Consider the following 12,433-nt stretch of genomic DNA (forward strand, 5'->3'; position numbering starts at 1 on the left):
GGGCAGCAGCCGGCGTGGTCCGCCCGGGGGCACCAGGAAAGAGCGCGGCGCCCTTGGGGCGGGTGGGATCGCCGAATGCCGCGACCGCGGCAAGATGGTCCGTCGACAATCGAGTCTTGCCCGTCACCACCGAATTGGCGATCATCCGTGCCGCATGCGCACCCTGGGAGTACCCAACCAGCGCGACACGCGTTTGAGGGCACCGGGCAGCGAGGGCGTTGATCCACTTGACGCCCGTGCTTACAGCACCCGCGATGGACTCCGAATACGGCAGCTTGCCGCCCGGTACGGCACCTCCGAAGCCAGCGTCGTACGGAATGTACTTGCGGTCGATAGACGACTGGCCATCTTGCAGCGGCCCGAGCACCAGAGACAGAAAACCGCTGTCCTGGTCCGGGTCGGCCTTCCGTGACGACTCGCCCGTGCCCTGCACGCCATAGACCTGTAGCGCGGGACAAGACGCAGCATGCGCCGACCCTGCGCTGAGCAACTGCCCAAAGCTAGCGAGTACAGCAAATGTGCTGATGATCAGTGCAAGCCGACGCTTCATGCGCTCCCCTACGGGTACCACGCCGACCACTGACCCCGTACACTGCGGGTGTCAGGTCCAGTCGTCGACTGTTCGATCTGACCCGGCCGCTCCCCCGGGGATTCTCATCCGACGCCAATCAGAATGAACCCCGGTGGGGCGGCCCTCTCTCTTCTTTCCATCGCCCCAGAGTCACCGACCCCGAGCCAACGGGTGCTGCTGTCCCTCGGTGTGCGAGGTGTCATACCTCCCAAGTGATCCATTGCAGATCACAACCGAGTAAGACGACTATAACGCACACCTATTGCGATAGTCTAGACCGAAGATCACCGACTATCTACCGATACTAATCCGATTCATGAGGGGCAGATCACACGGGGCTCCTCGATCCGTGATGTCCGAATCGCCGGACGCTTCGCAGATAGGAACGGTGGAGAGCACTACTGTCGAGGGCGTGCCGGACCCAGCCCGTTTTGGAGAGATCGTCGAGCGTCGACGGTCAGAGTTGGGCATCAACCAGGCCGACATGCCAAATCATGGCGGGCCGAGCGACCTCACGATCCGAAAGCTTGAGCGGGGCCGCACGCTACGACCAAATGCAGTGACCCTCGCTAAGCTCGACACGGCTCTTCGCTGGGTCCCGGGAAGTGCCCGAGAGGCATTCCATGGTGGGGACCCTGAGCCTCTGCCCGACGATCAGGGCGTCGTACTGGACCAATGGCGGCGGTTGCGCCCACCGGATGCAGTGGTGGCGATCGACCAGGGCGTGGTGCTTCGTACCGACGCGTTGGCTGAGATCCTTCGTCTGAGTACCGCTCTGGATTCGCTGGACCTCTCTGCCGAGGAAGCGACCCGGGTCACGGAGTTGCGACACGCACTGGACCGCGTTATTCGTGCCTGGGTGATTCGTCAGGCCGAGAATGCGCGCTCTCGCGGCGGGATCTCCGACTTGACGATAGTTCTTGACGATCAGCTCCGAACACAGCCTGCAGGGCTAGATCCCGCTGACCTAGAAGAACTCCGCTACCTGAGGTGGCTTGCTGGCTATCAGGTCATAGACCTGACGCCTACGGAGACCCGACGATTCGAGAAGCGGTTCAGGTCCAGCACCGAGTAAATCGTCATTTGCCCTGCTACGATCGCTGCTCGTGACGATCCCCAGTCTTGCCGACCGCTACTCCCTCCTCGTCTGCTTCGCGCACAGTCGACGGGAGGAAGCACTCACAAGCTCCCAGATCGCCGATCGCACAGGACTCCCCTGCGCCCTTTTCGACGACGTAGCAGCAGGGCGCCGCCACTTCACTGCGGGACAGGCTGCGGTGACCGCTGCCGCTCTCGGCCTGCAAGACGCAGCCTACCTAGCGGCACACCCGGGTGATGACGTAGCCGTCATTGCCATGTATGAGCGTCTCCAGCTCCTGGTCGAGGCGCGTGACCTCGGTGTCCAGCACATCGCCGCGCGCGACACCGCGGGTAGCGGCCTGGCGAAGACCGTTAAGAGCCGCTTAGCGCTGCTTGGTCGCGGTTAGCCACCACGCCGGCCACTTCATCGACCGCTGCCTCATCGCTCATCCACTGCGGTGCCGGCGACCGCGCCTCTGCCGGTAGCGCTGCCGCGGCCAGCAGCAGCGAGGCACGCCCGTTGGGGTCGTCGGGCCACGTCGTATCGCTGGGAAGACGCATTGCGATGGCCAGCCCGCAGTCCTCGATCTCAATCCGCATCCGATGCAGTCGCTCGATGTCGCTGGGAAGGTGGTCTCCTGCCGTTTCCCCGAGCTTGTACCTGGGGGCAGCTTCCGTGACAACTCTCCACAGAGGGGTCAGCAGCTCGATTTCCGATGAAATGTTCCGGTCCAGTCCCATCCGACGACGCAGGTCCGCGACCACCAGCGGTACTGCAGCGGGGATCAGCCAGAACACTGATGCGTAGAATGCGAGGTCGTTGCCGGCCGCTGACCGGTATGCCGACAACGGTGTGTCGATTCCGGCCTCAGTGAGCCAAGCGCCGGCGATCCTTGTGCCAAGACTGACGGCACTGACAGCGATAGCGGCCATCAGGACCAGCGCAAGCCTCCGGCGGCCGGGGGAGGCGCGGTGATCCCTGGACATCTGAATGAGCGTAACGACAATCAGCGCCTCGGCCGGGAGGAAGACGCCCGAGTACGCCGTCGCGTAGAGAGCAGCCCGCCAGCCACCCACCTCCTCCATCGCGATCATGTCAGCGCGCGCCGGTTCCGCGAGCCAGAAAAGGGCCGCGACCCCACATACCCACGCTGTTGCCGCGATCGGCAACGTGGCGCGCCGCGCTACTCCGCTCGGTGATCGCCAGCGCACCGCCAGCAGCAGCAGCGAAATCGCGGCCGCCAGATCCGCCGATGAACCAATCGTTCGTACATCGACATACGTCACCCCCGGGATCGTGAGAAGTAGATCTTGGACGGCGGGCACACGCGTGGCCGCGTAAGCGACAATCCAGAAGCCGTACCAGTTTGCGGCCGTCGAGGTCGGACGCCGATCACGCACGACCAGAATCCGATAGAGAACGACCGCGAACAGCACGGCGAGAAGCGGTCCAATGATCCAGCCGGCCAGGGCCGTGGAGGTCTGATCGACTAGGACGCGGCTGGGTGCTCGACTCTCGGCCGTCACTTCTTGACCGGCTCGAAGAATGCGCTGGCAATCCGGTCGAAGCGACCTGTTCCGCGCTCCTGCCGCGACAGCACCGCCAGGTGCGTCCCCAGCAGCTCGGCAGCCCGCTCTTCCTCAGTGTCAAAGACACCGCGGTGCAGCACGTGTTGCACCATCGCCGGATCGATGCCGTCAGTGAGGGAGCTTGTCGTGGGCAGTGCCCCGACGTAGACGCCATGGTCGTCGATGTGACCGCACAAAATGTGGCCGAACTCGTGAAATATCTGCTGGCGCTGGTGGCGAGGCGACCGCGCACCGTCGAAGCTGATCAGGAACCTATCGGCAGTCACGATGAGGAGACCGCACCTCCCGTGTTCCTCGACTCCCGGATCGTCGTCGCCCCATGGCTGGAGATCCACCGACCTGTCATATCGCTCAGAGATCCAGGCGCTGAACTCGTCGACGGTCCACGGTGGCACCAGCGGAACCCCATTGAGGACCTCTTGTGCGACCGCCGCCGCCGGGTCGTCACCGCCGGGTCGCCGCCGCCCCTTCTGCCATGCTTGACGTCCTACCCCCACGAAAGGCTCCTTGTCCTATGTCTGTAGTAATCGAAGCTAATGGTCTCGCGTTTCAGGCCGAGACGGCAGGCGATCAGACCAGCCCAGTTCTTTTGCTCCACGGATTCCCCCAGGACAGCACTGCGTGGGCTGATGTCATGCGCATTCTTGCCGATCGCGGGTACGGATCGGTGGCGCCTGATCTTCGCGGCTACTCCCCCGGCCAGCAGGCTCTCCCAAGATCGGCGTACTCGGTACCCACTCTCGTCGATGACGTCGTTGGCATCCTCGAAACCTATGGCCGGCCCCTCCATGTAGTGGGGCATGACTGGGGCGGTTCCCTTCTCTGGAGTGTGCGCCGCCTCCGGCCTGACCTCCTGGCGTCGGCGACTATCGTCTCCTCGCCCCACCCTGCTGACCTCGCGTGGGCAGCCACCCACAGCAGTCAGTCTTTGCGTAGCTGGTACATCGGGGCGATAGCTATTCCCGGTCTCCCCGAGATGGCTATCCGCGCAGGACTGTCTGGCTTCCTCGCCCGTACTGGCCTGCCAGCGGCGCGCGCCGACTACTATCAGGCCCGTATGCGCGAACCGGGTGTGGCTACCGCGGCCCTGGCCTGGTACCGGCAAATGCTCATCGACACCGTGCGCCCGCCGGCGGCGCCAGCCCTCCCAGCCGTGGACTCCTATCCCCCGACGCAATACCTCTGGGGCACCAAGGATGCATTCCTTGGCCGAGCGGCCGCGTACCGAACCCGAGACAGAATCAAGGACATCGCGTTCACCGAGGTCGACGGAGGCCATTGGCTGCCTGAAACTCATCCAGACTTGATTGCTGATCATGTCATCTCGATCCGCTCCTAGACTCCACGAACTGGTCTAACCGATGGAACCGTACGGGTAGTACGGTAGGTTACTCACAAGAGTGGGGAAAGTCCGGCGTGTCGTTCACCCGGCTTGCTCGCCGCGTATAGCACGCTGTGTGCTGTATAGCTTGCTGCTCGTGAACGCTGAGGAAAGGAGAACCCGACAATGGCCGATCCCCGCTACAAGCGGCCGACCCGTCAGGTGAATTTCCGCTGGAACGTGGCCCTCAAGGAGATTTTGGCGGCCGCCGCGGCCGAACGTGATCAGTCCTTCACCGATTTCGTGCGGGACGGCGCCCTACTGCACGCCGGTCGCGCCGACCTCGTGCCCGCCAGGGCCAGGGCTACGCAGACCGTCCTCGCTGTCAGCAGCGGACCGCGCCAGGCCAAGCAGGCTGCCAACCAAGTCAGCTTCCGCTGGGACCCGGACGTCAAGGACCTGCTCGTCACTGCAGCTGCTGAGCGCGACGAGACCCTCACCGATTTCGTGCGAGATGGCGCCCTGCTACACGCCGGTCGCGCCGACCTCGTGCCCACCAAGGCTAGGCAGGAGGTCATGCACTTCAAGATCACCGCATAACGACAAACGCCCCCGGCGGACACCGGAGGCGTTCATCTAAATATTCGCGTGGGCGGCGAGGTACCAACTCGACGACCACCTTCCCCGAAGGGACAGACTGTTGCAGGTCTGGTCTCAGGGTAGCTCTTACCCTGCTGTTGGTTCAAGCATCATCTATTCCGGTGGCCGTGTCGCACATTCTGGCGACCCGAAACCCACCGGGCTCCCTCATGTCCACCGGCTTAGTCCTGCAGAGCAGAGCGCGCTCGATCGTCGCTGCGCCAGTGGATTCCGCGTAGGGCTGCGCCGTACCGGTGTGGTGGGAACCCTCCGGTCAGTGCGGATCTTTGGTCGCCGCCGGCCGCCGCGCCTAGAACTCGATGAGGGCGCGCTCCGAGGCGTTCCCTGCTGGAATGGCGAGACCGATTGGGTCGTACGAGTGCAACTGGCCTATCTAGCCCACTACGGGCAGCTGCGCGACCAGCTGCGCGGAGGCGTCAGCAAGGGTGCGGTAGTCAAGGTTGCCGCGGCGCGTGCTGTGCACGCCGACCACGACACGGGCCGCAACTGCAGGCCGAGTGTGGCGCTTCTAATGAGGGAGACACAACTGTCCGAGTCCACGGTCCAGCGGGCCTCAGCGTTCATGCGACTAGTGGGCCTGGCTACTGAGATCATGCGCGGCCGGCACCGCACCTACGAGGAGCGGATGGCATCGTGGCGCTGCGGTGACCGCTCCCGAGGCTGGGCGTCGGTCTACGTTCTGCACCTGACCTCGCAGCTAGCGTCTATGACACCCCACCCGAAGGGTCGCCCCATAGGGGCGAATAGTCCCGAAGGGATTAACTCAACTAGAAGCGAGACCGGCTCACGCCGGTCAGAGAAACGCCGCGCTCCGCGCGACTGCCAAGACAAGACGCGAAGTCGGCGCCGGCGGAAGTATCCCTTACCCGACCCAGGAGGGATCAAACTGGCCTCTGCGTGGCTCGGAGACGGCCGAACGCCCCCTTGGGCACACCGGCACTCTGCCGCCGGCTGGGCGAGACTCCTGGCGGCTCCCGCGGCCGCAGGGTGGAGGGTCGACGACCTGCACCAGGTGCTCGTTGACTACCAAGGCGTCCATGGCCAGTGGATCGCTGCCGCTCCAAGGTCGCCACTCAAGCTGATGGGTGGCGTCTTGAAATGGCATGGTGACCTTGCAGATCGGCCCGCTGAGGCGATCTTGGCGCAGGAGGCCGAGCTCCGTGCACGCGAAGCGGCTCACCTTGCTGCGTCGCTCCCCCAGCCCAAGCCGTCGTCGACCGCAGCAGGGCGAGCTGCTGCTCGGGCGCTCTACGCAGCCCTGCGAAGCTAGGTTCCGGTGCATGGCCGGCCGCGGCGTCGCTCCACCATTATGGATACTAAGTATCCATAATGGAAGATAAGGTAACCTAAGCACAAGTTTCGTCATCTATACTGTGGCATGGTTCGGTATGCTAAGCTAGCCACATACCATATTTGCCAACGCGCGTGCTCACGATACGTAAGGAGTAGTTATGTCTGCTTGTGTGACCGCTGTAATGAATCAGAAGGGGGGTGTGGGGAAGACGCAGACTGTTGGCAATCTCGCCCACGCTTTCGCTGGGACCGGCCAGCGAGTTCTCATGATCGACAACGATCCGCAGGGGAACCTGGGACGTGCGTTCCTCGGTGGATCTGTCGAACAGGCGACGCTCGCCGACGTCCTCGATCGCCGGCACCCCGCAACACTCGCTGACGCGGTGATCCCGACCTCCGTCGACGGCCTGGCCATCGTTCAGTCGGGCGGGCCCGGCCTGCAAGCAGTGCAGGACGGACTCATTGGCCAGCCCGGCGCCGATCGCTCACTCGCCGTAGCGCTGCGAGACGTGCTCGACGACTGGGATCAGATCCTGATCGACTGCCGACCAGCTACTGACCTGATCACTCGCTGTGCGCTGATGGCCGCTGACCAGGCCATAATCGTGCTGCAACCCGAGCAGGGCGCTCTCGATGGATGGGCCGAGACGCAGAATGCGATCAACCAGCTCGCGGTGTACCTCGACAAAACCCTTCCTGTTCGAGGCGTCATCGTCAACATGGTCGACCTTCGCCGCAAAGACCACGCCGAGAACCTCGACTACATCCGGGCGACGACGGAAGACCTTGGCGTGCCCGTCCTCGGTGATCCCGTCCCGATGTCCGCGGACATCAGTCGGCTAGCGGCCGTTGGTATGGGTATCGACCAGCTCGCAGCACCATCGGCTCGCCTGAGGAATGTAGCGGCCAACTTCGCAATGATCGCCCGATCGCTCCAGGAGGTCCCAGCATGAGCACCAGCATCCCTAAGCCCGCACGACCCGTCATGCCAACACAACGATCCCCATTCGAGATCGACGCTCGCGCTGACAGTGTGACCGCCAAAGCGGCCGCGTCGCCGGCCGCTGCGGAGCAAAACGCCCCAGCTGCTCCAGCGCAGCCCAGCGGCCGCGTGGTGCGAAAGATCATGCTGGAACTCGACGAGGCGCAGAAGGCGCGGATGGAGGCGACCCACCTGCATACCGCGGGCATCACCGGGCTCCGCTCCCAGCAGGCATTCATCCGTGAAGCGATCACACGACTTTGCGCCGAGCTAGAGGCCCAACACAACGGGGGAGTGGCGTTCACGCTACCCCCGTCGACATAGAACGTCCGTTCGACTAGAGTGAGTTTTGTGGGCGGTCGGCTGGGTGAGGGGGAAGACCTCGCCTACCTGCCGCCCCTCTACGTCTCGTCGGAGTCTTCTGAGCACGCAGGAACGGCCGACAGTGTGCGGGTGCGTGCTGATGTGCCGGTCTGGCTCGCTGTTCACGCGGTCGACCCGGACGCCGGGCGACCGCCGGGGTTTGCGCCGGATCGTCCGTCGTTGCGGGTGAGGGCGGATGGGATTCGCCTGGAAGCGAGTGTCCCGGCGAGTTTGAGGGCGTGGATTCGGCTCGATGACGGCCAGTGGCGCGCGGTCGTAGTTGCGCGCCTGGCCAGCCCGAACGGTAGCCTGCGTGTCGATGTGCCGTTCTGGTGCCGCCCGGAGGCGATCAAACCACGATAATCAGTGACCCCATGCCGCAGGCGGATACGGGTAGTAGAGCTGCTGGTCGCCCACGGCGTCGGCGGCCTCAGCGTCCAGCAGTTCCTGCCGGCCCCGCCGCAGGGCTGCGCCGAGCCGCTGAACCGACACCGCTAATGCCAGGAGCCCGATCATGATCGGAAACAGGGGATAGGCCGGGGTGATCTGCCCCGCCGGGAGTAGAAAAGCTGAGAGAAAGACCAATACGAGCGCCAGGACGCGCGGAATCCACCGCACGATGCCGATCGCGGTAGGGGAGACGCCCATGTCTTGCGCGCCAGCACCGTCGGACACCAGCTGCAACACCGCACGGTCAAAACGCCGCGACGATGACCAGGCAGTCCCGATACCACCAGCGATGAGGAGCGCACCGCCCAAAGACACGCCGGTAGCACTGCCCGGCGGTAGCCCAAGGCTCAACGCGGAGAGCGTCACACCCACCGACAGGGCCGCCGCACCGGCCGCCCATACTGCCGCGATCGGACGAATTGCGCTGGTCATCATTGTCCCCACGCTGCCATCGCCGGTGCGGCAACACAACCAAAAACCGCAAATCAAACCAATGCAGGGTCGGTATGCCTACTATATAGGCATGACTGCAATTCAATACCCCCCAGAAACGGTCGTCACCATCGGCCGCAGCCTCTACATCGTCGAAGCGACGCGACCGTGCAAGTCGCGGCGGCCGCAGCTGCGCGGTAAGACGGTGTTCTCCTTACTCAAGGTCTGCGACGGGACGCGGTGGCGATTGACCGCGACTGCCCTGGACCGCTCGCGACCGGTATGTCCGACGTACGTGGGCAGGACCACGACTCCAACGCATCGCCGCACCATGGACACCATGGCCAACTCCTGCCACCCCAGTCGGGAGAGGATCTAGGATCAGTGGACACCGCCGAGCGCGTGAGTTGGTGAGGATCTTGGCGTCGATCCTCGCTCACCGCCGGGGAGAGGGAAGAGTCAATGAGTAAACGCATTGCGTACGCGGCCGCAGCCGCCGCAACAGCGACGGTACTGGCCGCAGGTGCTGCCGGCGAGGCGAACGCCCGCTGGACAGAGACACCCCGGATCGGCGTCGTCGGTGAAGAAGTCTGGACCGCGGGCAAAAACAACTGCCACGGCTCATTCCACGCGGGTCTGCAATCAGACCCAGCTAAACCTGGAATGGTGCGGCTGACACTGCGATCGGCGGGCTTCACCAAGAACAACTGCAAGATCACGGTCCGGTTCACCTACAACAACGCGACCCCGCCGTTCCACCACGACCGCTACCTCAACGTCCAAGGCCAACGCCGCCCCGGCGCACTCATGGCCCAGAAGACGTACTGGATCGGCTCTGGCCTTGACCTAGTGGCCATCTCGACCACACACCCGGCCAGCAAAGGCGTCTCGTACTACATCGCCATCGCGTAACACATGACCGCTGACCGACACGAGACTATGCGAGAACGCCGCGACCAGATCGCCGCCCTCGACATCGAGCGCGCCGCCCTGGCCGAAGCACAACGCGCGGACGTCATCAGCGAGCTACGCGAAGGGACGTCGCAAGCCGAGCTGGTCAAAATCACCGGCTGGACCCGGGACTGGATTCGACGCATCCGGATCAACTCCGAAGGTAACAGCCCAGCCTGAATCCCAATGCCATCTAGTCAGCAGCGGGCTATCCGCGCTGCCATCGACGTGCACGCCGACCAAACAGGGCGCCCGTAAGTCCGCCGGGATGGACTGGGACGGAACCGCAATCGTCATATTCGATGACGACTTGCGGCCCCCTATGTACTGCAAATCCCATTCGCCGACGATGTGCCCGGGGCTCATGGGAACGGCGGCGATGCGTGTAGCAACCTCCCCGATATCGGTCGGGAACACGTCATCGGGAAGTCCAGCAGGTTTCGGGATCAGCGTGACACTGCTGAGGTCTATTACCTCACCCGCATCCACCGGCTGGTCGACCACCACAACGGTGGTGGAACATGAGGGTTCTCCCTGTGCGCTGTATAGCGGCCGTGGGGACAAGTTCCCTACATGCCGGCGCCTGCGTCTTTTGCTGACTGCTCGGCAGTTTCAAACGCTTCGCGGTACCTGTACCGCTGGTCGTTGAACGCGTAGGCGCTGCCCGCACCCATGCTGATCAGCTCGTAGTTGACCAGCCGGTCACCGAGCCATACATACGCCAGCTGACGGCCGTACCGATCGGTGTCACCGGCAACCGGGTCAGCTTCGAGCCACACGTCTTGCCCGTCGAGGAGGCTGCGGGTGGCCGCAGTCGCCTCGAGGCCGCCACATTGTGGGTCAGTGTCCGGCTTGACGGTCTCAGGGGGTGTCGATGCCGACTAGGCGCACGGTGTTGTCGCGGCCGCCAGCGTCGCGAACCTTGATCGTGTCGCCGTCGACCACGTAGGTCACCGTCACCGGGCCCGCTGCCTCGACCGGGCGCTCAGATGGCACCGCGGTCGCGGTACCGGTCACCGACCCGCACGACAGCACCGCTGCCGCCAGCACCGCAACCACTGTGCTCGCCGCACAACGACCGGCCTCCTTCATGGAGTCTGCGCCGGTGTGAGTCCGAGCAGGGAGTCAATAACGGCGACGCACTGCTTCTCTGGGGCCTCATAGATAGCTAACCCAGTCCGAGACGCGTCGAAGTGGCCACTCCCGGACAGCACCTCGTCGGTCAGCTCAACTGGGACGGCGCCAGGGCCCGACCTGCGGAAGACCCTGAATTGCGACTCGGGCGCCCGTCGCCATTCTCCGTGAGAGATGAGGGCCAAGGACGCGCCCGAGTCCACATTGACCCACACGGTGTCGGTCGGATGCGTGCGATCGACACCAAAGTCGCCTTCCCAATCGATATCTGCCCACATCCCCGTGTTGGCTTCACTCACATCGGTCCGGAACCAGCCTCGAGGGGAGACGTGCTTGATCATTCCTACTTCTTTCCGCAGTGTATTCATCGGGGATCCACACTTTCTGTCCACTCGCGTCCCATCTGGCGGCCTTGGCGCCACGCGGAACGCCCGAGGCAGTAGAAGACGATCAGCAGCAGAGTCACGACGAATGTGAGTGCGGCGATCTGGCCGACTACGACGTCAATCCACAGGAACAGAAGCGACATCGCCATGCCGTAGGTCAATCCGATCACCACGGCGCTAGTTGTACTGACCGGACACGTTGATCAATCGTGAGAAGGGCGGCTGGTTGCCGCAGGCCGTGTGCGGACGATGTTGGTTGTACTGGTGCAGCCAGGATTGCAGGGCGTCGCGGCGATCCTGCTCGCTGCGGTAGCAGCGGGCGTAGGCCCACCCGTCGGCCATGGTGCGGTGGAACCTCTCGACTTTCCCGTTGGTCTGCGGGCGGTAAGGCCGCGTGCGCTTCGGTGTGATCGAAAGTTCCTCGCAGGTGTCGCGCCACAGGAGGGAGCGGTACGCGCCGCCGTTGTCCGACAGGACGCGTTCGATGGTGACGCCGCGGTCGGCGAACCAGTTGACCGCCCGGTGCAGGACGGCGACGGCGGTGATGGCGGTCTCGTCGTCGTGAACTTCGGTGTACGCGACGCGGGAGTGGTCGTCGATGACGGTGTGCACGAACGCGTACCCCAGCTTGGGGTTGTGCCACTTGCTGCGGGGCTTGCCTGGGGTGGCGGAGCGGTTCTTCTCGCCTTGGCGGCGGCCGACATAGCGCCAGCCTCCTCCGTCGGGGATGTTCCCGAGCTTCTTCACATCCACGTGCACGAGCGACCCGGGGTAGTCATGCTCGTAACGGCGGACAGGTTCGCCTGTGGCGCGGTCTACGTATGCGAGCCGGTTCAGCCGGGCGGTCGTGAGGATTCGATGCACGGTGGACGGCGCGATTCCGAGCCTGCTCGCGAGTTGGATCGGCCCTTCGCGAAGTCGCAGGCGCAGGCTCACGCACCGCTTCGTCGTCGCCTTGCGCGTCTTGTGCGGCGAGGTCTTCGGTCGCGAGGACCGGTCGTGCATCGACTCGCCATTTGCGTAGCGGTCTACCCACCGCTTCACTGTCGGCCAGGACACCTGGAAGCGAGCGGCGACCTCGCTGATCGGCCAGCCGTCATCTACGACCAGGCAAGCGACTTTGAGGCGGTGGCGGGGAGTCAGAGCGGCATTTGCGTGGGACATGGGACTCCTTAGGACTGTCGGACGGTCAGCAGGGTTACCCTGCTGACCGTCCGAGA

Annotated in this window: 16 protein-coding genes and 1 pseudogene; 8 read left to right on the forward strand and 9 right to left on the reverse strand. The window is 64.2% G+C overall.

The window, feature by feature from the left end; genetic code table 11:
- Window positions 1–550, reverse strand: a 550-nt coding sequence (locus WAW85_RS07650) for a cutinase family protein (protein ID WP_422559028.1), incomplete at its 3' end; no start/stop codon positions are given.
- Between the two features lie 1,127 nt (window positions 551–1,677).
- Here WAW85_RS07650 and WAW85_RS07655 point away from each other — a divergent pair.
- Window positions 1,678–2,058, forward strand: coding sequence for a hypothetical protein (locus tag WAW85_RS07655; protein ID WP_422559029.1), 381 nt, complete (start codon window positions 1,678–1,680; stop codon window positions 2,056–2,058).
- Here WAW85_RS07655 and WAW85_RS07660 read toward each other — a convergent pair.
- Window positions 2,024–3,178, reverse strand: coding sequence for a DUF6545 domain-containing protein (locus WAW85_RS07660; RefSeq protein ID WP_422559030.1), 1,155 nt, complete (start codon window positions 3,176–3,178; stop codon window positions 2,024–2,026). The two genes, WAW85_RS07655 and WAW85_RS07660, sit on opposite strands and share 35 nt — an antisense overlap.
- A complete protein-coding gene (locus tag WAW85_RS07665; RefSeq protein WP_422559031.1) occupies window positions 3,175–3,738 on the reverse strand; it encodes a hypothetical protein in 564 nt (187 codons plus the stop codon). Before WAW85_RS07665 ends, WAW85_RS07660 begins: the two co-directional genes overlap by 4 nt.
- A gap of 17 nt (window positions 3,739–3,755) precedes the next feature.
- On the opposite strand from WAW85_RS07665, the gene WAW85_RS07670 reads away from it, so the two are divergent.
- The 4 genes from WAW85_RS07670 to WAW85_RS07685 all read left to right on the forward strand — a co-directional run bounded on the left by WAW85_RS07670 (window position 3,756) and on the right by WAW85_RS07685 (window position 7,821).
- Window positions 3,756–4,580: an alpha/beta fold hydrolase gene (locus tag WAW85_RS07670; RefSeq protein WP_422559032.1), complete on the forward strand. Its 825-nt coding sequence runs from the start codon at window positions 3,756–3,758 to the stop codon at window positions 4,578–4,580.
- Between the two features lie 168 nt (window positions 4,581–4,748).
- Window positions 4,749–5,162, forward strand: coding sequence for a hypothetical protein (locus tag WAW85_RS07675; protein WP_422559033.1), 414 nt, complete (start codon window positions 4,749–4,751; stop codon window positions 5,160–5,162).
- Between the two features lie 1,535 nt (window positions 5,163–6,697).
- A complete protein-coding gene (locus WAW85_RS07680) occupies window positions 6,698–7,468 on the forward strand; it encodes a ParA family protein (RefSeq protein WP_422559042.1) in 771 nt (256 codons plus the stop codon).
- Window positions 7,465–7,821, forward strand: a complete 357-nt coding sequence (locus tag WAW85_RS07685; RefSeq protein WP_422559034.1) for a hypothetical protein — start codon at window positions 7,465–7,467, stop codon at window positions 7,819–7,821. The genes WAW85_RS07680 and WAW85_RS07685 overlap by 4 nt, the downstream gene beginning before the upstream one ends.
- 402 nt (window positions 7,822–8,223) lie before the next feature.
- Here WAW85_RS07685 and WAW85_RS07690 read toward each other — a convergent pair whose 3' ends face one another.
- On the reverse strand, window positions 8,224–8,745 hold the full coding sequence (locus tag WAW85_RS07690) for a hypothetical protein (RefSeq protein WP_422559035.1): 522 nt from the start codon (window positions 8,743–8,745) through the stop codon (window positions 8,224–8,226).
- 88 nt (window positions 8,746–8,833) lie between these two features.
- Here WAW85_RS07690 and WAW85_RS07695 point away from each other — a divergent pair, with 88 nt between their 5' ends.
- From WAW85_RS07695 to WAW85_RS07705, 3 genes are all read left to right on the forward strand, one after another.
- On the forward strand, window positions 8,834–9,121 hold the full coding sequence (locus tag WAW85_RS07695; RefSeq protein WP_422559036.1) for a hypothetical protein: 288 nt from the start codon (window positions 8,834–8,836) through the stop codon (window positions 9,119–9,121).
- A gap of 83 nt (window positions 9,122–9,204) precedes the next feature.
- The gene (locus WAW85_RS07700) at window positions 9,205–9,654 is read left to right on the forward strand and encodes a hypothetical protein (protein WP_422559037.1); all 450 of its coding nucleotides are present in this window, start codon (window positions 9,205–9,207) and stop codon (window positions 9,652–9,654) included.
- A gap of 3 nt (window positions 9,655–9,657) precedes the next feature.
- Window positions 9,658–9,873, forward strand: coding sequence for a hypothetical protein (locus WAW85_RS07705; protein WP_422559043.1), 216 nt, complete (start codon window positions 9,658–9,660; stop codon window positions 9,871–9,873).
- Here WAW85_RS07705 and WAW85_RS07710 read toward each other — a convergent pair.
- From WAW85_RS07710 to WAW85_RS07730, 5 genes and pseudogenes are all read right to left on the reverse strand, one after another.
- A complete protein-coding gene (locus WAW85_RS07710) occupies window positions 9,769–10,200 on the reverse strand; it encodes an SAF domain-containing protein (protein WP_422559038.1) in 432 nt (143 codons plus the stop codon). The two genes, WAW85_RS07705 and WAW85_RS07710, sit on opposite strands and share 105 nt — an antisense overlap.
- 62 nt (window positions 10,201–10,262) lie before the next feature.
- Window positions 10,263–10,499: pseudogene (locus tag WAW85_RS07715) on the reverse strand (thermonuclease family protein); the annotation flags it as partial.
- Window positions 10,500–10,554: 55 nt separating this feature from the next.
- Window positions 10,555–10,785, reverse strand: a complete 231-nt coding sequence (locus WAW85_RS07720; RefSeq protein ID WP_422559039.1) for a thermonuclease family protein — start codon at window positions 10,783–10,785, stop codon at window positions 10,555–10,557.
- 406 nt (window positions 10,786–11,191) lie between these two features.
- A complete protein-coding gene (locus WAW85_RS07725; protein WP_422559040.1) occupies window positions 11,192–11,386 on the reverse strand; it encodes a hypothetical protein in 195 nt (64 codons plus the stop codon).
- A 4-nt stretch (window positions 11,387–11,390) separates the two neighbouring features.
- Window positions 11,391–12,377: an IS481 family transposase gene (locus tag WAW85_RS07730; protein WP_422559041.1), complete on the reverse strand. Its 987-nt coding sequence runs from the start codon at window positions 12,375–12,377 to the stop codon at window positions 11,391–11,393.
- Window positions 12,378–12,433: the final 56 nt, after the last annotated feature.

Origin of the sequence: Gordonia sp. (in: high G+C Gram-positive bacteria), from assembly GCF_049299075.1 — a bacterium.
In the GTDB taxonomy this organism is placed as follows: Bacteria; Actinomycetota; Actinomycetes; order Mycobacteriales; family Mycobacteriaceae; genus Gordonia.